The sequence below is a fragment of the Nostoc sp. DSM 114167 genome (assembly GCF_052692655.1).
The window spans coordinates 8,086,577-8,107,512 of the sequence record NZ_CP195116.1; the positions used below are offsets into that span (position 1 = coordinate 8,086,577).

A 20,936-nucleotide genomic window follows, 5' to 3' on the forward strand; every position below is an offset into this window, starting at 1 on the left:
ATGTTAAGCAATCAAATTAGCAAATATACTTCAAAATTACCTTTGAATTCTCCTTGGTTTATTATTCTTCTTTTTTCTTTTCTTGGTTTAATAGGTATTCTTAACCATTCTATGTGGCGAGATGAACTAAATCCCTGGCTGATTGTCAGAGATAGTGGCTCAGTGAGGGATTTAATTACAAATATTCATTATGAAGGTCATCCTGTTCTATGGTATTTTTCTCTGGCACTTCTAAGAAAAATAGCCGACGATCCAATTATCATGCAAATTTTCCATTTGGCAATTACTGTTGTTTCAGTTACACTTTGTTGCCTGTATAGCCCTTTTAACTATCAACAAAAATTTCTATTTTCCTTTGGCTTCTTTCCTTTTTATGAATATCTTTTAATTTCTCGAAATTATGCCTTTAGTATGTTATTTGTTTTTGCATTCTGTACAGTTTTTGCATCTAGAAAAATAACTTATGCTTATTTGGGAATTTTATTGGGTTTACTCGCAAATAGTAGTGCTTATGGTTTACTAGTATCATTTTCTTTATTATTGACTTTGCTGGTTGAATTTTGTTTTGATAGCGAACATCGGCAGCAGTATTTTAGTCAAGCCCAAAGGTACGACTTAGCTTTAAGTATTGGAATTATCACATTATCTTTTATTTTATCCGTTTATATTATTACTCCTCCAACAGATAGTTATCTTCACGGTGGGTTAAATAATGGTTGGCTAATAGAATTAGATATCCGTCATCTGTTGAGAAGTGTTGGCAGAGTATTTGGTAGTTATTTATTAATTATTCCTACACATAAAAGATGGCTGGATTTAATTGTTTGTGCGACAATTGCTTTATTTTTTGTAGTTTTAACTTTAATAAAATTATCTGAAAAGCCAGTTGTTTGCTTTTTCTACATGATAGGTAATTGTATATTATTTGCCTTTACATACTTGAGATTTATAGGTATGCCACGGCATTTTGGACATTTCTATTTAGTTTTAATTGCAGCTTTATGGCTGGGAAGTTATTATCACAAGTCTGTAGCTTTACTTAATAAAATTTCTATTATTCCACGTTCAATTACATTTATTCATAAATGGCATTATGTCGCTTTGATGCTCATTCTTTATGTCCAGTTTGGAGGAGGAATTTATAGTTTTTCAAGAGATTTAGTTATACCATTTTCTGCTAGTCGCGAAACAGCCCAGTATATTCATAAATCTGGATTGGATAATGAGTTTATTGTTGCCAGTCGAGATGCGAATATGGCTCCTTTATCAGGTTATCTCAATCGAAAGTTTTACTATCCAGAGATTGAAAAAATGGGAAGCTTTACTTTATTTAAAAAAGGTCGTCAAGAAGTAGAACAAGCTGAGATATTAAGCCAGATTAATTCTTTACTTCAAAATCAAGATGAGCGAAAGAAAGTTTTGCTGATTTTAAATAAAAAACTGAATGTTAACCGCAATGATTTGAAAATTGTTCCGATCAAAGATTTTCAGAGAGGCTGGGTGGATAATGAAAGATATTATCTTTATTGGGTAGACGAAGTATAAGAATAATGCGCCCCAGAACTTTGTAGTTTAAGATGGTAGAGACTTTTTTCTACTAAGGGATCGGCATTTATATTTGAGTGTGTCGCCAAAACACCTCAAAAATAACGTTTTTGCATCCTTTGACTAGCTTGCCACCGCTGATAACTAGCTCGGATGCATGAGGCTAATCTACACTGGAATAAGAGAATGTGTGTTTAACTGGCTTATATGTCCAAAACTGGGGAGTTTTGTCATACCTTCTCGGTGTTGCTTATGAGGTGATTACCTCGTGTGTTAAAACTTAACTTAAATTCTGTCAGTTACTAACGGAGTTGATGGGAATGACTACCTTAATTTTTATTGGCTTGATAGTGGTTTACGGAGGCGGCGCTTGGAAATTTTGGAATGGGTTTGGACGGACTAATTTTAATCCAACTTTGACTAATCGGATTGGTTTATCTTTGCTATGGCCAGCTTTGTTTATTACAAATCAGTCTTATCGTCGAAACTTTAGAAAGGCGTTGAAGGGCTAGGGATTACTATTAAACCTAAATCATCTAATGGTGACGGTGGTATATATCTCAAATAAATCTAACCTACAACCTCGCTTCCTACTAAGGAAGCGAGGTTAGGTTTGTTCCTTTTACGAAGGAGAGCAATTAGGGAAGGATTAGGGAAGGATAAGTTCGTTTACCGTTGGAAAATATTTCAACTGATGAATTTACCAATTATTTACCATTGGTTAATAGATGGATTGCGCCACCAACAGCTGCACCATCAATAGCATTGCCAAGAGTATCTCTTTTATCGCCAGTAATTACACCAGTCAATGCACTAGCCCCTGCACCGACTCCAACATCTTGAGCAGCGTTCCGGTGACGGCGATTGCGAGTATTTCTCAGACCATTTGCACCGTTGACGGCTGCACCAGTGACACCACCCTTAACAGCATTCCCTAATACACTGCCATTTCCCCTAACAGCTCCGGTTACAACGTTGGTAACAGCTCCGATACCTGCATCTCTTAATACTTGGTCATCAGCAGCAGCCGGTTTGGCGGGAACTAAGGTTACACCAGCTAAACTTGCAGCCATGAGGCTGGGTAAAAGTGCGCGTTTTAGGATTTTATTCATTGTGTTACCTTCTCAAAACATCAAACAATTTTCTAAAAACCAAAGTTACTAGAGTCTGATAAAATTTTAATTTTTTATCTGAATCACAGCAACTATATTGTTTGAGAACATATTCATTATTGCATTTGCAAAGTCATAACTACATCTACTGAAAGCATTAATATAAATTCAGTCCAGAGAAGGCCTTACTGATTTTTTAAATCATACAAGGGATTACATCTTGACAAAATCGATCAAATATGGGGTGTAGATTTTTTCCATTAACAAGGGATTTGTAATCAGAAATAATGTAGTGTTTACCTTATCTATCTAAAGATAGTTGTCAAAATAATTAAACTAATACCAACTCAATTAATGATTGCAATACATTCTTGGCTAAAGACGCGATGAATCGCGTCTCTACAAGATGGTCTATTTGTCGCATCCTTGATTATCTATCCCACCAGCGCAACCAGGGTAATTCTAAATTTTGATAGCGAACTTGCCAAGAAAATGTCAAGCAAAGGTAGAAAAACCGAGATTGGGTGGAATATCCTGAATTCGCCCAGGCCCGATCGCTCGTAATGCTTCTTTGAGTAAAATATCCCCAGTATACAAGGCACGTCCGACTATTACGCCAGTCACGCCTTGAGGTTCTAACGCCAACAAACTCAACAAGTCCGTGACAGAACTTACCCCGCCAGAAGCAATTATCGGGATGGAAATTGCTGCTGCAAGTTCTCGCAAAGCTTCTAAATTTGGCCCTGTCAGTGTACCATCGCGGTGGATATCTGTGTAAATTATGGCGGCTGCGCCTAATTCTTGCATTTGTACAGCCAGTTGAGTTGCTAAAACTTCTGAGGTTTCTAACCAGCCGCGAGTTGCTACTTTGCCGTTACGAGCATCAATACCGATAATAATCTGTTCGGGAAATTCTTGGCAGAGTTCTTGGACTAACTGGGGTTGTTCTACGGCAATGGTTCCGAGAATTGCCCACTGTATGCCTAGATTAAATACTTGTCGTACACTGGTGCGATCGCGCAATCCTCCACCAATTTCAATGGGTACTGACACTGCTTGAGCGATCGCTTCAATTGCCCCCAGATTTACTACTTTACCTGCTTTAGCACCATCTAAATCAACTATATGCAATCTAGTAGCACCTTGCTCTACCCACTGTTTGGCAACATCGGCAGGATTTTCGCTAAAAACTTGCGAGCGATCGTAGTCTCCCTGATACAGTCGCACACAATGACCTTCTAGTAAATCAATCGCTGGAATTACGTCCATTTAACTCTTCCTTATTGCAATCAAAACGCTATCTATAGCTGAAATTTACTATTTTTCATTTTTCATTTGTAATTGCCTTACAGCTTGCCCAAAACCTAGCACAAGCAAGATGTTAGAAAGCGTCAAAAATAGTTCTGCACTACCGTGCAACCAATCCACATTGGCTAAAGACTCGCCATAATGCAATACAGCATAAATCCCCGCCGGGATGGTAATGGCAACAAAAACGAGAGTGCCGTAAAATCCATACAACGCTAAACGAGGCATTTGCGGACTGCGGCTGATAAACCACAAGAAACCCAAATAGGGAAACAGTGAAAGTGCAAACAGGGTTTCTTTAGAAATCATTGCTCTGATTTGATAGGTTTTGGTTCAACAGTGTTGACAGATTTGGTAGAACGCCAAATCACAAACGCCGCCGCCCAAAGTGTAAAATTACCAACTAAAGTCATGGTAGCTTGAAGCGTTACCAGCCATTCCAGAGATTCGGCGTTGTCGAAATAATGCCAGGTACAAGCACACATAGCGCTGACTAAAGCTGGTAACATCGCCAGGGATAATCCCCACCAGCTGCGGTTATTAGTCAGTTCGCCGTAAGTCCAGATTAACCAAATGGCGACAATCCACTCAATAACGCTAGAAACATGAATAATCCAGGTAGGAATCGAAAGGGCGTGCATAAGAAAGTTAGGAGTTGGGAGTTAGGGATTTGGAGTGGAGAGTAGCACTGTCAAGGTGATATATATTGAATTTTATATTTGTTTAAACAAACCTTGATTATGCAACGCCAAATAAAGATTCTTATCAATACTTGTCGGGTTTTGCGGGAAAGGGACTCATGTCAAAAGGGAAAAAACCTTATATATCGAGCCTTATACTCCTTTTACCCTTACCCTTTTCCCTTTAACCGAGCAGTATTGAGATTCTTATTTATAAGCGTCTTCTAAATTATCTAGTTTGTCAGAATTGCTCGTTGAGTTGAAGGATTTGCGCTCAAAACCACCTACTTCTGCCAGAGTATATAGGGGCCTGGCTTTAACTTCTTCGTAGATGCGCCCTATATATTCACCTAATATGCCAACACTGACTAACTGCACAGAGCCGAGAAAGAAAATTGCCATCAAAATAATCGTAAATCCAGTTAAAGGCGAATGGGGGACAAAAAGACGCCAATACAAGACTAATAAAGCCATGAAGATGGCCACCGCCGCTGCTACTAAGCCTAAGTAGGTTGATAACCGCAGTGGCACTATTGAAAAAGACACTAGACCATTGATAGCAAGGACTAAGGATTTGCTAAAAGTGTATTTAACTTCCCCAGCAAAGCGGGGGTTGCGCTCGAACCGAATTGCTGTTTGCTGAAAGCCAACCCAAGAACGTAAACCACGAATATAGCGGGTACGTTCTGGCATAGAATTGAGAATATCTACAATCTGCCGATCCATTAGACAAAAATCACCAGTATCAGTAGGAATCTCTACATCTGCAAGCTTCTTAAGGATACGATAAAAGAAATAGGCAGTAAAACGCTTAAACCATCTTTCTTTAAGGCGTTGAGTGCGTTGAGCGTAGACGACTTGATAACCTTGTCGCCATTTTTCAACCATGTCGGGGATTAGTTCTGGTGGGTCTTGTAAGTCTGCATCAAGGATGACAATAGCTTGACCCCGGACAAAATTAAGACCAGCAGTTACGGCAATTTGATGACCAAAGTTACGAGCAAAGCTCAGATAGCAAATGCGCGGGTCTTTTTGATGCAGGTCTCGTAGTAATTGTAGGGAGCGATCGCGGCTACCATCATTGATTAAAATTAATTCGACAAGCCCATCCATCCGATTCATGACTGCACTCAGTCTGCGGTATAGTTCTGGAATAATTTCTTCTTCGTTATAAATTGGAACAATGAATGAATACTTTGGTAGCATCTAAAAATATTGTTTAATTTTTTTTACAACTAAGATAACAAGCTGCTTGCGATCGTAAAGGTTTGCTTCACAGTATACCTAGCAAGACTCAAGTCTCATTCTCATACTTTATTTATTCTTCGGATTTATGTTATCTGAAGAGTCTGATTTTTTCAGGCTTTCTACAGCTTTTTTGGCAAAAGTTCGATGATGGCGATACCAAGTAGACCCTGCTACCAGTGTTCCAGTTAAACCTAATGCAAGTATTAGCGGCAAAAAATCGCCCGTATTCACTGCCTTCAGACCAGAACTACCTAGTAGTACAAAAGGTAAGACACTAGGAACAGTACCAAGTGTTGTACCGAGAACATAATCTTTAAAGCTAATCGAAGTCAGTCCCGCGACAAAGTTGACCAAGCCATAGGGCATGATTGGTACTAATCGGATGGCAAACATATAAAAAAGCCCTCCACGACGCACCTCAGCATCCATAGCTTGCCAGCGTCCTGCTAGTCGTTTTGCAACTGCTTTGCGTCCAATAGTTCGAGTAAAAACGAAGGCAATTATTGCCGCAATGACTGCTCCAACACTAGTCCAGACAGTACCCAGCCAAGGGCCAAAAATGGCACCTCCAGTCAAATTTAGTACCGTTGAGGGCAAAACTAACATGGTTGCCACAACGTATAAAGCAATATAAATAATCGGTGCCCAGATACCAGAAGATTTCAGCAAAGCTTGAATTTGTACTGGTTCAATGCCACCAAGAAGATATACGGTTATACCAGTTGCAATTATGCAACTCAGCGTCAGTAGCAAAATACCAGTTTTCAAGTTCCACATTAGAACTCTACTCCTACTTTTTGTGTAACAAAACCCATCTTTTGAAAATTTAAATCCTTGTAGAGACGCGAAATTTCGAGTTTCTACAAGGATTTTTCACTAGATGTCTATTGTATTAGCTAGTTTTCAAGAGAAGCGACGTAACTTTTATCCCAGTATCCAAGCACAGACCAAGAAAGCGCAAGGTAACAAGACTTTTGTCAATGAAACCGGAAGTAAACACTTCGGAGTCGAAAAAATGTAAGTAATTATAGCGCCTGCTATCCTGCTTAGGACAAGTCTGCTATGGATAACTGTGACAGTAGTTCTTTGACGATTTGCCAATGAATGTCCTCAGTTGTTTGATTGCTGTTATAGAACTTGGGAATGAGTTTACCATCTATATGGTGGACAGAGATTCATTTCACAATAGCTATTAATCCAAAATCCAAAATCCAAAATCCAAAATGGTCAAGATGCGGGCATTATTGTCTGGGTATTACGGTAAAGGTAATGGTGGTGACGAAGCTTTATTGGCAACGCTTTTGCAAATGTTACCATCTCACGTAACGCCTGTGGTGCTTTCTGGTAATCCAGAGGAAACCCGCGATCGCTACAATGTAGAAACCTACGATCGCATGGCTCCTTTGGCTGTACTACAAGCTTTACGCTCAAGTGATGCCTTAATTTGGGGCGGCGGGAGTCTTATTCAAGATGTCACCAGTACTATCAGTCCATTTTATTATGGGGGACTGATGGCATTGGCGCAGAAAATGGGTTTGAAAACTGTTGCTTGGGCGCAGGGTATTGGCCCTTTGGTGCGTCCGCAAACTCGTTGGTTGGCAAAGCAAACCTTTAGTAAGTGTACCAAAGTTAGTGTCCGCGATCGCGCCAGTGCGGCTTTATTATCTGATTGGCAAATTCCTTGTATTATAGCTCCTGACCCGGTTTGGGCGTTGGAATCTCAACCAGTACCAGGACTTTGGGATTTACCTGCGCCGAGAGTTGCGGTAACGTTGCGATCGCATCCCCAACTTACAGAAACACGTCTGGCAAACTTAACTCGCGCTTTGGTTGACTTTCAAAAAGCTACGCAAGCATTTATTTTATTACTGCCGTTTCAAAAAAGTGAAGATTTAAGTATTGCCGAAGCCATTCAACCACATCTTAAAGGTGTTAGCAAGATTTTGTGTCTGGAAGATCCGCAACTTTTAAAAGGTGTGTTTCGCGGCGTTGAAATGGCGATTGGAATGCGTTTGCACAGTTTAATTATGGCTGCATCTGAAGGTTGTCGCTGTTTTGCTCTCAGTTATGACCCCAAGGTAAATCGGCTGATGGAAGACTTGGAAATGCCTGGATGGGATTTAGCGAGTTTACCAGATGACCCCAATTTGATTGGGCTGACTTGGATGGAGCATTACGCCAATGGCGATCCTTTATCATCAGAGAAAATCCAATCTTTAGTAGATGGGGCATTAATGCACCGCGAGTTATTAAGCCACGTTTTATTTAATAAATAAGATTGTACAATTTAAAGCGAAGAAAATGTAAAACTTCTAGAACTAGCCTTTTCAAGGTGACTTGTAAAATATCTTTTTTTATCTCTGTGCTATGTCAGTTGCTACCTTGCGGGAACGCTAATAGCGCGAACAGGCTGGGTAACTAACTGCAAGGGCGCACTCGCTCCTCTCTGGTTAAAAGTAACTGAACTAACCCCTACATACGCAGACAGCACCGATAAAAGAGATTAAAAAGGATTTTTCAAGTAATATTTTTACCCCCTTGAAGGGGTTAACTTCTATAACTTATAAATTGTTCAAAATCATCATGTTGTGTAGCGATATAAATACATCTTTTCCTGCTTTTATTGTTTTTTGGCGGGAAGAAATTTTAAAAGCTTTATGAAGTGTTTGTAAAAATATCTTAGTCTTAATTGTACATAGAGTAATTGTAAAAACTTTATGAAGTAGTTATAAAAATATCTTAGTCTTAATTGTACATATTTGCTTTAGCGATATTATTTACTAAATGCAAAAATAATGATTAAAATAATTCTAATGATAAGCTTTGGCTTTTGGAACTTAATTATACTAATTTTAGTTGCTTTAGTTCTCAACAATAATTGGCGATTAGATGAAGAAAAGGCAGCCTGGAAAAATTCTTTATTTTTAAAATCTTCAGTCATACAACGGCTAATAAAATTTTTTCGTCAACCAATTGTTAACTTTTTCATCCAAGGATGTGTTGTATTAGTTGTTACGAGATTTCTCTGTTATACAGGCTGGCTAATTGATTTCCTAAACCAGCCAAATGCACCTTTATGGGATTTTCACTGGTACTATGTAGCGAGTAAATTGGCTCATCAGCATTTGAGTCCGTTTAATGTTGAGATTTTTAACCAAAATTTCTGTACCATAACTACGGTGTGTGGATCTCTTCCACCGTTTGTCTATCCACCTAATATTATTCCTCTCATCTGGTTTCTCGGTTATTTTTCGATGAATACTGCATTTAAAATTTCAATTTTAATGCATATATTAGCAATCGGTTTGGCCTTATGGGGAGCGAATATATTGCTAGAGTCGAAGTCACTAGCTCTAAGAACTATTTGCACAATTTCGGTTGCCTTGATTTATGGCGTAGTTCGCGATCTTCAAGTTGGTAATATTGCAATTTTTATTGCGGTTCTGACCTTATGGATGTTTATCTTGGCTAGAAAAAATCAGGATATTCCAGCAGGAATTTGCTTGGGAATTGCCCTTTGTAAGCCAACATTAGCTGCATTATTCATTCTTTATTTTCTACTTAAAAGACGCTTCTCTCTAGTTTTTGTATCTGTTTTCACAGTAACGGCTCTAGCATTTTTAGGTTTAGCCTTGACAGGTAATTCTTTGACACAATTCGTGTCCGATTCATCTCGTGGATTTTCTCTCTGGCAAAATGATCCCGCAGTTAGCCCTTATATATCAATCAGTCGTCTCGATTTGATGGTTGTGGGCCCAAGATTAGTTCCCAATAACCCATTCTTTGCCAAGCTTTTGTCAAACTTAATTGTTTTGATACTTCTTGGTTTGGCGGGTTGGTATTGGTATTTACAACAATCTGTCACCAACTGGTCAAAAAAAATATATTTAGTAGAAATGGTACTAGTTTCTTGCTTGAGTATTGGCATCAATTATTCGCAGGAAACTAGTTCTGTAATGTTAATACCTGCTGTTGTTTTTTTGCTAAATGATTTCCTGTATCAGATCAGGTATTGTAAATTCTCTCGGATAAAAATGTCTGTTTGGTTCGTAGGGGTTTGCTGTATTGCAGTGCAAACAGCAGTTATTCATGGCTGGCTTATCCACTCGCTAGCAAATTGTTGGAACGTAAAAGCAGGGGAATTGCCATACATTATGAAAGTAACTATCTTCGCCCTACCGAGTTATGCAGTTTTAGGAATTACACTGAGTATTTTACTTTTAGCAATTAGTTCCCTTCGTCAAAAACAAGTGATGAAATTTGAACTTTTGAATCGGGTGTGAATTAATTTTGGATTTTGATTTTAGATTGACCCCATGCACGCCACCTGCTCTACTAGGAAAGGTCTCAAGACCGCAGTGGCTCATGAATGCAGGGATAAATTAAAAATTTTTTATTTTGGATTTATTCTCGCGTTTTAATTTGCTTGCTTTCAAACCCGTTTATATTTTAGATTTTGGATTGAAGATTCAAAATTTAAAATCTAAAATTCGGTAAACCTTTGGGCAACATAGGATACTCTAGAAACAGATTAAATAATTTTCCAAAACATAGGGATTATGGTAAATCTCAATCGTTACCATTCTGCCAGCAATCAACCTATGGGTGCAGTTCAAGTCAAAGTCAAGCTCACTAACGCCATTGATGAAGCGCTTGTTAGCCGAGGAATGCTCAATCCGAATATGCTGCGGGTGTATGAAACTGAAGCATTAGTGGACACTGGAGCAGTACGTACTGTACTACCCATGTCTATTGCCCTGCAACTTGGTATGAGAATTCGAGGACAACAGATTGCTCAATACGCCAACGGTAGTGAAGAATCTATAGGCGTCACTGAACCCGTAATTATTGAATTAACAGGACGGGAAACTACCGAAGCAACATTGGTTATAGGTGATATAGTCTTGATTGGACAAACGGTGCTTGAGACGCTGGATTTACTGGTGGAGTGTAGAAATCAGCGACTTATTCCGAATCCTGAGTATCCTAACTATCCTGTGATGAGAATATAGGCTAAGAACTTATCATCAGAGAAAATCCAATCTTTGGTAGATGGTGTTTTCCTGTACTGCGAGTTGTTGAGTGAAGCTTTAAGTTAAGTTTTTGTCAGTTATGAGTCTCAGCTTTTGGCTAATGCGAGTATCACCTGACTTAATCTCGATAAACCATATCATTGAAGAGAATATTTTAGAAATTGGTACTAGTACAGAAATAATTTCTGTAATTTATGAACTTTATCCTAACGTTGAATTCTACGATGGTTTTTATTACTTTCCAGGATGCACTAGAGAAAATCCTAGTGATTCTTCTGTATGGAAAGTCTGTTTAGATGATGAACCCGTAAAGTTGATTTATCTCTCACCCCATGTTGGTATCTGTGATTTGAGAATTATTCAGGATCTCTGTCATCAGTTAAAATGCCGTATTTTTGATCCACAACATGGCGAATTTATATATTGAATCCAAGCTGATAAAGCGATTGCTCTATCAGCCAAAACACATTTGAATGCTAGTGACTTATTTTACTGCTAACAATTCCTGACCATTGAACCTTTTTTTCTTTCTCCCGACGGTAAGAAAAGAAATGTTCTGGAGTTTGAAAAGTACAATAAGGTGCGATCGCAATTTGTTCTGCATTAATTCCCATATTTTCCAGTTGTAAGGTATTTACTCGCCGCACATCCAGCCGTACCTTTCCTGGATCGGGGTCTTCTAGCAAAGGTGAATTTGGTAATTCATACAACGCTTGAACAATTTTTTCTTCGTCATTATGTGATATAATACTAGCCCCAATTTCGGCAGCCACTTCGATAGAGACTTGGTAAACCTCACCAGCGATCGCTGGGCCCATCGCAATCCGTAAATCATCAAGTTTGCTGCCTTGAGATTGTAATCTAGCGATCGCCAAGGGAACAATCTTCTTGGCAGTCCCCCGCCAGCCTGCGTGTAATGCTGCTACCTGTCCAGTTCGCACATCCCCAATCAACACGGGTGTGCAATCTGCGCTAGCGACCCAAACCGCTTGTTTTGGCTGTTCGCTGATTAAACCATCTGCCGATGCGAAATCCTCCTGTGCAGAACTTAAGAAGCTTTCAACTTCTTGGGGGGTGAGAACAGTATTGCCATGAACCTGCTTTAAGCGATAGACTGATGCCTCTGGTTGCAATACTTCTGTGATAACTTGTGGCGATCGCGGCCAAAACTGGTGGGTAAAGAAGCCGTGATGCCAACGTTCCAGAATACTACAAGTTAGATAGGGGAGTCCTTCCCAATTGCGCCAGTGCCAAGTGTGCATCTTCAACCAAACCTAAACAGAAATCACTCATCAGCCAATCAATGCTAACTTGAACAACGGAATTTGGGTTAACTGCTGTGGGATTTAATCTGCAAAACTTGGAAGCAGCCTTGCTAGCAGGGCGTAAGCATACATATTTACCATTTTCTCTTCACTTTTTTGAAAGCGTCTCTTCAACCAACCAAACCCTCTGGAACTTACTCAACCAAGGGGCTATTTCAGGAACAGTAGTAATCGCAACTGTGCAATCTGCTGGGCGGGGACAATGGGGCCGCCAGTGGATTTCTCCGGCTGGGGGATTATATGTTTCCGTGGCAATTTCTTTCGACCACAAAATAGAAGCTACTGACAGCTATCAGCTAACTTTTGCCACTGCTTGGGGAATTGCGTCGCAATTGCGTCAACACGGTATAGATGTTGGGATAAAATGGCCTAACGATTTAGTTTTAAATGGTCGCAAACTAGGCGGCATTTTGACAGAAACCAAAGTAAACAAAGGACAAATCACCCAAGCAGTAATTGGTGTTGGTATTAACTGGACAAACCCAGTACCAGAAACTGGAATCAATCTGGAATCGTGGCAAGCTTCCCAAGATAGCAGACCAATTTCTTGTCTGGAAATGTTAACCTCTAGAGTCTTGCTAGGAATAGAATCCGGTATGGAGTGCCTTGAACAAGAAGGAGTAAATATACTCTTGTCTCGCTATTTAGAATTGTTTACAAACATAGGCGATCGGGTGTACGTCAATAATCTTTCAGGTACAGTAGTTGGGGTGACTCTTCAAGGAAATTTACGAGTTGATTTAGAAACACATGATACAAAGGAATTAATTTCACCGGAAATTTATATTGAACCCGGTACAATCAGTTTGGGGTACCATAAATCTTCCGTTTAAATTTGAGGTTTGTTCAAAATTTCGCTCTCGGGGCAAGACAAACCACTAGCATCATCTCTTTAGGCAATTACACACAACTGAGAGAACAAATGACGCAGCGCAATAATTCTGCCGATCATCGTTTGCATTACTTATGGCAGCAAAGTCTGACAAAAAAACGTTTTGCCTCAACGCTACCAGCTCAGAGCCTCTGTTGGCTGAGTAGCGTTAGCCTCCTTAGCGGTGGCTTCGTATTTGCCCAAACGGAAGCACAAATAGATAACATCGTTCCTACTGTTGAAAGTTCTCAGCCAACAGCCGTTACAAATCCAGTTAACACTGAGCGTTCGCGCAGCGTCTCGCAGAGAAGCCAAAGTGTTAAAAAACAGGCTGCTGCGCCGGAAGCCGCTCAAGCGCAACCGGAATTTTCCCAACGGCGAGCCAGACTCAGACAGAGACTAGGCAGGCCAGAGGTTGCTCAATCAAAAGAGCCAGTTAGGCAGTCTACACCTAAAATCGAAGCAGCTGAACCTGTTGTAATTATCAGACAGTCAAAGCCCAAAGTAGAAGCTTCCCAGGTTACTCCTGTAAGGGTGAGACAGGAAAAACCCAATGCCCCTGCCCGCTATGCACCTGAAAAACTTCCAGTAGTTGCTCAACCATCAAATAACTCTAACAGCCCTGTCAGTGCAACGGCACAAAAAACCAAGGATTATAATAACGCTTATATCGATCCTAATAGTTATGACAGTGGTGCAACAGCTACTTATCAAGCACCAAACTCTGTAATTGTTACAGAACGCTCTAGTGGTTGTCGAGCCATTTTGCCATCAGGGCAAAGTGTATTAGGCGGCGTTTGTGCCAAAGTACCCCAAAAAAGTGTAGCTGATTCTAATCGTAAATCAGCACCTAATTGGCTCAGAAGAAGTCAAAACGCTCAATTACCAGTAGTAGTTCCACCCGTGCGGCCAATTGCAACTACTGGCAATACTAGTAGATGGCGTGCTGCTCAAAGTGGTTCTAGCGGTGTCGTCACCAAGAGCGCATTTCGCCCGAATCGGTTTATCCCGACTCCCGCTGAATTCAGTCCTACCAGAGTAAGTGCAGCTCCGATTGCACCAAGTGGTGGGACTTTACCGCCACCAATGGCAGATGGTAACATTGCACCCCGCCCCAGCAACGTAGCTTACGACTTCTCACTGGCATCAGTATTGCCGCAAATCCCCTACATGGGGAGAGTCGCCTATAGTGGTACGGGAATGATGTATCCCCTATCTATTCCCGCTCCCATTACTTCTTTGTTTGGTTGGCGAATTCATCCAATCACAGGTACTCAACGGTTCCATGCTGGTACAGACTTGGGTGCGCCTACAGGAACACCAGTTTTGGCTGCTGCTGCGGGTCAAGTGGAAACTGCTAATTGGGTGGGTGGTTATGGTTTAACTGTTATCCTAAATCACAAATCTGCTGAACAAACTCTCTACGGTCATATGTCAGAAATCCTTGTTCAACCCGGTCAGTGGGTACAGCCTGGAACTGTCATCGGGCGAGTTGGCAGCACTGGGAACTCCACAGGCCCTCACCTGCACTTTGAAGTTCGTCACCTGACACAAGATGGGTGGGTTGCTTCTGACCCAGGCGTGGAATTACAAAGTGCCCTCAGTCAGTTAGTGCGGGGTTTGCAAACTGCTCAGGTTAGTCAAGAACCAGGCAGTTAGAAGAAAGTTAGGAGTGAGGAGTGAAGAGTTATGAATTTAAAACTCCAAACTCCAAACTCCTTTAGTTACTTACAAATACCCGTGTTCTGCGAGGAATGCGGGTGTAATGCCATCTATACTATTGTCATCATTAGCTCTGGTGTGGGGGTTGCCAGAATAAAGGAATTTTTCGACGTATTTGCCGAGAATATCCCCTTCTAGATTTACCAAACTGCCAGAAACCAAGTAGCGAAGATTTGTCTCGCTGTATGTCAGGGGAATTACCGCTACTTTGAATTGGGAGAGTTCTGGCTCATAAGCGGCGACTGTGAGACTGATGCCATTGACGGCAATGCTACCTTTGGGGACAATGTACCGTGCGATCGCAGCGGAAGCAATAAAGGTCATTTCCCAAGAACTAGCCGTTTGTTCTGCCACTAGCAATCGACCGATGCCGTCTACATGACCCATCACAAAATGACCGCCAACTTTGCTGCCTACCTTGAGCGACGCTTCTAAATTGACATATCTCCGTTGGGTTTGCTCACCTCCCAAGGTTGTCCGGCGTAGAGTTTCCGGTGAAGCCGTGGCAATAAACCCGTCTTTTAAAACTTGTTCCACTGTCAGGCAAACACCATCTACAGCAACACTGTCACCATAAGCCAAATCTTGCATAATTACTTCACCCGAATGGCTTACACAAGTAATTTGCCAAGAATCGCCCCCTAAGGGTTCCATCGTTCCTAATGCCTGGATTAATCCTGTAAACACGGCTTTTTTGTCAAACTAACTCTATTTATTGCCTAATTTGGCCGGAAATCAATTGGTAATTGTCACAGAAATCTCGAACATCCAAGTATATTTTCTGACTTTTTTTCGCATAGTTTTTTCGCATAGGAATATTAACACATTAGCATCCTTCACAGGGCATACTTGGGTAAGAAGGTTATTGTCTAAGAAGACCAATTTGACTTACTCTGGTTTTCACCACAAGTTCGGAGTTTAATAGAAGCAATTATAGAGAACGAATGCTTATGTTTATTACTGTCACCAAACCGCCTAAAAATGGGTGCTATTTATTACACGGCATCCAAGACTCTCAAAGCATTGTAGAGGCTTAGGCAATGATTGAAATGAAAGTCGCTGGCATAGCATTAGATGCCATAACCCGCAGCCCGATCGTCCTTTTGAAAGATTCTTCAGATCGGCGGGCTTTGCCAATTTACATTGGTCAGGAACAGGCTAGGGCAATTATGGGCGCGCTGGAGAATCAGAAGCCTCCCAGACCCTTAACTCACGACCTGATTGTGAATATTCTAGAGACTTGGAATATGACTCTAGAAAAGGTGATTATTCATTCCCTGCAAAAGGATACATTTTATGCAGCTTTAATTGTCCAGCAAGGCGAAGTCAAAAAAGAAATTGACGCGCGTCCTAGCGATGCGATCGCTATTGCCCTCCGTACAAATACTCCCATTTGGGTAATGGAAGAAGTCATTGCCGATGCTTCTATCCCTGTCGATCGCGATGCAGATGAAGCCGAACAGCAAGCCTTCCGTGAATTTATTTCTAATCTCCGTCCTGAAGATTTGATCAAGCGCTTTGGTAATGACGACAGCTAAATTAAAGTTATGAGTTATGAGTTATGAGTTAGTAGTTAGGAGTTATGAGTTATTTTGCTTCAACTCCTAACTTGTAAGCAAAAAAAGTTAGGAGTTAAGAGTTATGATTTATTTCCTTCAACTCCTAACTTATAACTCCTAACTCTTAACTCTTTGTTAAAAATGCAATACCGACGCTTTGGAAAAACGAATCTGCGCCTCTCGGTTTTTTCCTTGGGAACAATGCGCTACTTGGCTGATTTTGAAAATGCTCACCAGACCATCGAACAAGCCTTAGCGCTAGGAATTAATCATCTAGAAACTGCCCGAGGTTATGGCAAAAGCGAGGAGTATCTTGGTAGAGCGCTAAAAGCTGGGTTGTCAGTACCCCGAACTAGGCTTTATGTCACTACCAAAATCTCAGCCACAGCAGATGCTGACACCATGCGTCGGTGCATCGACGAATCCCTAGAACGATTACAACTAGATTATTTAGATTGCTTAGGTGTTCATGGTTTGAATACGTGGCAACATTTGGAATGGGTGCAAGCCAAAAATGGCTGTATGCAAGCAGTAGAGGAAGCTATTGCTGATGGTCGAGTGCGACACGTCGGTTTTTCCACCCACGGGTCATTAGAGGTAATTCAGGCTGCAATAAATACAGATTTATTTGAATTTGTCAATCTGCATTATTACTATTTTTTTCAACGGCACGCACTAGCGATTCAACTAGCTGCCGAAAAGGATATGGGCATTTTCATTATTTCCCCTGCTGATAAGGGAGGACGTCTCTACACGCCACCTCAAACCTTAAAAGACCTGTGTTACCCGTATTCACCCTTAGAACTAAGTTATCGATTTTTACTTTCAGATCGCCGTATTACTACTTTGAGTATAGGGCCAGCTAACCCAGGTGAATTAAGAGAACCTTTGCAAATTGCTGACCATGATGGAGAGTTAACATCAGCAGAAATTTCCACTTTCCAGCAGTTAGAAAATCACCAAAAACTTACTTTGGAAACTGATAATTGTAGCCAGTGTTATGCTTGTTTACCTTGTCCAGAAAATATTAATATTCCAGAGGTGTTACGGTTACGTAATCTCGCTGTGGCATACGACATGAAAGACTATGGCCAATATCGTTACGGAATGTTTGAAAATGCCGGTCACTGGTTCCCTGGAATGAAAGGCAACCGTTGTACAGAATGTGGTGACTGTTTGCCTCGCTGTCCAGCAAAATTAGATATTCCAGCTTTGTTGGAAGATACTCATCAAAGATTAAATGGGAAAGTAGGTAGGAGATTGTGGAGCTGACACTCTCCGGTCTAAAGACTTACTGTGTACACACAAGTCGGAAAACCTCATGCACATTGGCTTGAATCTGGTAGGGTGCGTTATGGATATTAGTCCTAATGCACCGAAAATCAGAGACTCTGTACAGTCGGTGTGCAACGAGATTGTTAGACCGTACCTCAGCAATCGCTGCCAACTGACGCTCCTATCTTCATTTTATCCAACCTCTTTGGGACGAACTTCAAATTCAGAACGCGCGCGGAAGAAACAAACATCAAACTCAAAGAAGAAATGAGCTTGCCCCAAGATTAAAGGCACATTGGGTGTATGTGTCCAAGCAAATGCAAGATTAATGGTGGGGAATGAACTGACTTGAGCATCAACAACGACTGCACGAGCTTCAAATCGAGCCAAGTTCCCTGTCAATAGAACTGAGAGAGTTTCATCCTCCCAAATTAAGCCCAGTTGTAAACCCAACTCATAGGGCAAAACATTAACGCTTGCACCTGTATCCAATAAACCTTCAGTGTTCAGAGATTGACCATTAAGACTGAGCCTCAAAGGTATGTATGGCACTCGATCAACTATGCCAAGGCTACTATCAATAATTTTGTAGGGAAATTTTTGAGTGTCAACCATTCTTCTCTTGCTGCTTTGTCGCCAGAAGATTCATCAAGACATTGGCAGCCTCAGAACAATTGTACGGCGACCAGACTGGATACTCCCGGTTCGCAACAAAAAAGTTTGCATCTTCTTCCTTGACCAGTTCTGTGGCAAGGAACTGCATTAGCCGAAGCTTGTCAATTTTTGGAAGTTCTTGGATTTGTGACATGAGTTCAGCTAATGGCATTTGAGAATCTCCTCGTCTGAGGGCTGGTGAAAGGAAGCGATCGCCCTCTCATTTTAGCCTCGCGATTGCATCCACGGTTGCAGCTTATAGTGCAATCTGGCTTCTGGTTAATACTGCCAGAGAAAAGTGATGCTGGGTTTCCTGTTGTCAACCCAGCCTACGACGATAGGCGATCGCCCTACTTTGACCTGTACAATTGCACCCTCTGGAGCTATATGTATAACAGCTATTTGAAAGCCTTTGTGTAAAAGTCAGTTTTCCATATAATTTTTTTCTAAATCCTAATATATCAAGCATTACAGCTACCTTCTTTCTGGGTAAAGCTGTTCGTAGTCCGCTTGATTAGAACTACTGGCATATATATATTGCATGAATTTTGAACACCTAAAATGGTACAAAGTTAACACCCTAGTGCGTTAGCCCACGGCATAACACACCCTACAAAACTAGTTTTTAGGTTTTAACTTCGGGGTTTTCAGCGAACATTCTTAGAAAAATGTAAAATTAATAAAGATTTAATAGAGTTAGGAAGATCCGCCCAAGCTGGGGTATCTCGCGGCAAGAAAGATGAAGATTAAAAAAAAAGAAATATCCTGCGCCAATCACTGACGGTTTTCCGCTACAGTGGACGAGCTGTAAGCTTGGTATGGACTACTAGCCGATCGCTTACTATTTTTCTGGCTAGTTTAACAATAGTTGCTGGTCTTTTACCGGCGGCGATATCTTACATTAGTAAGTTAATTGTTGATGCAGTGGTATTTGCATCTCAAGCTAATACACAAAGCGATGGTTTTGTCAATATTTACCCCTCGCTATTTTATGTAGGATTAGAAGCGATCGCTGTAATTTTACTAGCAGGCAGTCAGCGAGGAATCACTATTTGTCAGTCGTTATTGCGGGCGCTAATGGGTCAGCGAGTAAATGTACTCATCTTAGAAAAGGCGCTGACACTCGATCTTAGGCAATTTGAAGACTCAGAATTTTATGACAAATTGACCAATGCCCGACGAGAAGCATCGGTTCGTCCCCTTTCCCTAGTAAACCGCACCTTTGGGTTGGTGCAAAATGCCCTATCCTTAATCACCTACGGGATTTTGCTGGTCAATTTCTCAGTTTGGGCAGTGGTGGTACTGGTTTTGGCAGCTATGCCTGTATTTATTGCCGAAACAAAATTTGCTGGAGAAGCCTTTCGCTTGTTTAGTTGGCGTGCGCCAGAAACCCGTCAACAAAACTACTTAGAAAATCTGCTAGCAAGAGAAGATTTTGTCACAGAAGTTAAACTCTACCAGTTGGGAGAGATGCTGCTAGGACGTTATCGCAGCCTATTCGATCAACTATATGGCGAAGACCGCGATTTAACTCTGCGACGAGGACTTTGGGGATATCTCTTGAGTTTAGTGAGTACTGGTGCTTTTTACTTAGCTTATGCTTGGATTGTGCTGGAAACAGTGCTAGGTAAGATTTCTTTGGGAGATATGACAATGTATCTCACCGTGTTTCGCCAAGGACAGTCTACTTTCTCCAATGCCCTCACTTCTATTGGAGGGATGTATGAAGACAACCTATATCTATCAAATCTCTACGATTTTTTAGAAGAAGAAGTACCAAAATCTTGGGGTAAGGCAACCATTGGTTTAAATTCCCAAGATGGTATCCGTTTTGAGAATGTCTCATTTACTTATCCGGGAAGTTCCAAGCCAGCATTGAGAAACATTTCGCTGCACTTAAAACCCAGAGAAAAACTGGCAATTGTGGGTGAAAACGGTTCCGGTAAGACTACCTTAATCAAATTACTTACCCGACTCTACACACCAGACTCCGGGCGAATTTTTTTAGATGGCTTGGATTTGCAGGAATGGGATGTGGATGTGTTGCGGCGTCGCGTTGGTGTGATTTTTCAGAACTTTGTCCGCTACCAGTTCACTGTGGGAGAGAATATTGGCGTAGGCGATGTAGAACATCTCGAAAATAAAACACAGTGGAAAACTGCTGCCCAAAAAGGCATGGCCCAATCTTTTATTGACCAATTACCTCAAAGCTTTCAGACTCAACTTGGTCGTTGGTTTAAGGGAGGACAAGAACTTTCTGGGGGACAGTGGCAGAAGATTGCTTTGTCTCGTGCTTTTATGCGATCGCAAGCAGATATCTTGGTGTTAGATGAACCAACATCAGCAATAGATGCCCAAGCTGAGTTTGAAATTTTCAATCATTTTCGCGCGATAACTCAAAATCAGATGGTACTTTTGATTTCCCATCGCTTCTCGACGGTACGAATGGCTGACAAAATTCTAGTTATAGAAAACGGCGAAGTTATAGAACAGGGAACTCACGAAGAATTATTACAGCTAGGAGGACGTTATGCCAAGTTGTTTCTCTTACAAGCTGCTGGTTATCAATAGGAAAAGAAGTTAAAAGACTTTGTAAATTGAGAT

23 protein-coding genes are annotated in these 20,936 nt (G+C 41.0%); 13 read left to right on the forward strand and 10 right to left on the reverse strand.

What is annotated here, in order from left to right:
- Both NSTC731_RS34025 and NSTC731_RS34030 read left to right on the forward strand, forming a co-directional pair.
- Positions 1–1,545, forward strand: coding sequence for a hypothetical protein (locus tag NSTC731_RS34025; RefSeq protein ID WP_445628810.1), 1,545 nt, complete (start codon positions 1–3; stop codon positions 1,543–1,545).
- 320 nt (positions 1,546–1,865) lie between these two features.
- Positions 1,866–2,057: a hypothetical protein gene (locus tag NSTC731_RS34030; RefSeq protein WP_445628811.1), complete on the forward strand. Its 192-nt coding sequence runs from the start codon at positions 1,866–1,868 to the stop codon at positions 2,055–2,057.
- A 195-nt stretch (positions 2,058–2,252) separates the two neighbouring features.
- Here the strand turns inward: NSTC731_RS34030 and NSTC731_RS34035 are convergent, their stop codons facing one another.
- The 6 genes from NSTC731_RS34035 to NSTC731_RS34060 form a co-directional block, all read right to left on the reverse strand.
- Complete coding sequence (locus NSTC731_RS34035) at positions 2,253–2,657, reverse strand: hypothetical protein (protein WP_322672272.1); 405 nt, start codon at positions 2,655–2,657, stop codon at positions 2,253–2,255.
- Positions 2,658–3,152: 495 nt separating this feature from the next.
- Positions 3,153–3,926, reverse strand: coding sequence for a 1-(5-phosphoribosyl)-5-[(5-phosphoribosylamino)methylideneamino]imidazole-4-carboxamide isomerase (gene hisA / locus NSTC731_RS34040; RefSeq protein WP_445628812.1), 774 nt, complete (start codon positions 3,924–3,926; stop codon positions 3,153–3,155).
- A 48-nt stretch (positions 3,927–3,974) separates the two neighbouring features.
- Positions 3,975–4,274: a DUF3593 domain-containing protein gene (locus NSTC731_RS34045; RefSeq protein WP_099099640.1), complete on the reverse strand. Its 300-nt coding sequence runs from the start codon at positions 4,272–4,274 to the stop codon at positions 3,975–3,977.
- Positions 4,271–4,606, reverse strand: a complete 336-nt coding sequence (locus tag NSTC731_RS34050) for a DUF2499 domain-containing protein (RefSeq protein ID WP_445628813.1) — start codon at positions 4,604–4,606, stop codon at positions 4,271–4,273. The genes NSTC731_RS34045 and NSTC731_RS34050 overlap by 4 nt, the downstream gene beginning before the upstream one ends.
- A 246-nt stretch (positions 4,607–4,852) precedes the next feature.
- Entirely contained in the window at positions 4,853–5,851 is a 999-nt protein-coding gene (locus NSTC731_RS34055; RefSeq protein ID WP_445628814.1) for a glycosyltransferase family 2 protein, read from the reverse strand.
- Positions 5,852–5,959: 108 nt separating this feature from the next.
- Positions 5,960–6,670: a TVP38/TMEM64 family protein gene (locus NSTC731_RS34060; protein ID WP_445628815.1), complete on the reverse strand. Its 711-nt coding sequence runs from the start codon at positions 6,668–6,670 to the stop codon at positions 5,960–5,962.
- 103 nt (positions 6,671–6,773) lie between these two features.
- Here NSTC731_RS34060 and NSTC731_RS34065 point away from each other — a divergent pair, with 103 nt between their 5' ends.
- From NSTC731_RS34065 to NSTC731_RS34085, 5 genes are all read left to right on the forward strand, one after another.
- The gene (locus NSTC731_RS34065; protein WP_445628816.1) at positions 6,774–6,914 is read left to right on the forward strand and encodes a hypothetical protein; all 141 of its coding nucleotides are present in this window, start codon (positions 6,774–6,776) and stop codon (positions 6,912–6,914) included.
- 211 nt (positions 6,915–7,125) lie between these two features.
- Complete coding sequence (gene csaB, locus NSTC731_RS34070; RefSeq protein ID WP_445628817.1) at positions 7,126–8,169, forward strand: polysaccharide pyruvyl transferase CsaB; 1,044 nt, start codon at positions 7,126–7,128, stop codon at positions 8,167–8,169.
- Between the two features lie 519 nt (positions 8,170–8,688).
- Positions 8,689–10,176, forward strand: coding sequence for a glycosyltransferase family 87 protein (locus NSTC731_RS34075; protein ID WP_445628818.1), 1,488 nt, complete (start codon positions 8,689–8,691; stop codon positions 10,174–10,176).
- Positions 10,177–10,452: 276 nt separating this feature from the next.
- Positions 10,453–10,905, forward strand: coding sequence for a retroviral-like aspartic protease family protein (locus NSTC731_RS34080; RefSeq protein ID WP_445628819.1), 453 nt, complete (start codon positions 10,453–10,455; stop codon positions 10,903–10,905).
- A gap of 100 nt (positions 10,906–11,005) precedes the next feature.
- Positions 11,006–11,353 (forward strand): hypothetical protein, encoded by a 348-nt coding sequence (locus NSTC731_RS34085; protein WP_445628820.1) that lies wholly within the window; start codon positions 11,006–11,008, stop codon positions 11,351–11,353.
- Between the two features lie 49 nt (positions 11,354–11,402).
- On the opposite strand, the gene pgeF is transcribed toward NSTC731_RS34085, so the two are convergent.
- The gene (gene pgeF / locus NSTC731_RS34090; RefSeq protein WP_445628821.1) at positions 11,403–12,188 is read right to left on the reverse strand and encodes a peptidoglycan editing factor PgeF; all 786 of its coding nucleotides are present in this window, start codon (positions 12,186–12,188) and stop codon (positions 11,403–11,405) included.
- Between the two features lie 77 nt (positions 12,189–12,265).
- Here pgeF and NSTC731_RS34095 point away from each other — a divergent pair, with 77 nt between their 5' ends.
- Both NSTC731_RS34095 and NSTC731_RS34100 read left to right on the forward strand, forming a co-directional pair.
- Entirely contained in the window at positions 12,266–13,084 is an 819-nt protein-coding gene (locus NSTC731_RS34095) for a biotin--[acetyl-CoA-carboxylase] ligase (RefSeq protein WP_445628822.1), read from the forward strand.
- 89 nt (positions 13,085–13,173) lie between these two features.
- Positions 13,174–14,781, forward strand: coding sequence for a M23 family metallopeptidase (locus tag NSTC731_RS34100; protein ID WP_445628823.1), 1,608 nt, complete (start codon positions 13,174–13,176; stop codon positions 14,779–14,781).
- A gap of 69 nt (positions 14,782–14,850) precedes the next feature.
- On the opposite strand, the gene NSTC731_RS34105 is transcribed toward NSTC731_RS34100, so the two are convergent.
- Positions 14,851–15,531, reverse strand: a complete 681-nt coding sequence (locus tag NSTC731_RS34105) for a riboflavin synthase (RefSeq protein ID WP_445628824.1) — start codon at positions 15,529–15,531, stop codon at positions 14,851–14,853.
- Positions 15,532–15,884: 353 nt separating this feature from the next.
- On the opposite strand from NSTC731_RS34105, the gene NSTC731_RS34110 reads away from it, so the two are divergent.
- On the forward strand, positions 15,885–16,382 hold the full coding sequence (locus tag NSTC731_RS34110) for a bifunctional nuclease family protein (protein WP_190730096.1): 498 nt from the start codon (positions 15,885–15,887) through the stop codon (positions 16,380–16,382).
- Positions 16,383–16,544: 162 nt separating this feature from the next.
- Positions 16,545–17,675, forward strand: a complete 1,131-nt coding sequence (locus tag NSTC731_RS34115; protein WP_445628825.1) for an aldo/keto reductase — start codon at positions 16,545–16,547, stop codon at positions 17,673–17,675.
- 195 nt (positions 17,676–17,870) lie between these two features.
- Here the strand turns inward: NSTC731_RS34115 and NSTC731_RS34120 are convergent, their stop codons facing one another.
- Together NSTC731_RS34120 and NSTC731_RS34125 are read right to left on the reverse strand one after the other, a co-directional pair.
- Positions 17,871–18,293, reverse strand: coding sequence for an aspartyl protease family protein (locus tag NSTC731_RS34120; protein ID WP_445628826.1), 423 nt, complete (start codon positions 18,291–18,293; stop codon positions 17,871–17,873).
- Positions 18,286–18,504 carry a hypothetical protein gene (locus tag NSTC731_RS34125; RefSeq protein WP_094342777.1) on the reverse strand — a complete coding sequence of 73 codons (219 nt, stop codon included), beginning with the start codon at positions 18,502–18,504 and terminating at the stop codon, positions 18,286–18,288. The genes NSTC731_RS34120 and NSTC731_RS34125 overlap by 8 nt, the downstream gene beginning before the upstream one ends.
- An 89-nt stretch (positions 18,505–18,593) precedes the next feature.
- Between NSTC731_RS34125 and NSTC731_RS34130 the strand changes: the two genes are divergently transcribed.
- Positions 18,594–18,752, forward strand: coding sequence for a hypothetical protein (locus tag NSTC731_RS34130; protein ID WP_445628827.1), 159 nt, complete (start codon positions 18,594–18,596; stop codon positions 18,750–18,752).
- Between the two features lie 342 nt (positions 18,753–19,094).
- Entirely contained in the window at positions 19,095–20,903 is a 1,809-nt protein-coding gene (locus NSTC731_RS34135) for an ABC transporter ATP-binding protein (protein ID WP_445632238.1), read from the forward strand.
- Positions 20,904–20,936: the final 33 nt, after the last annotated feature.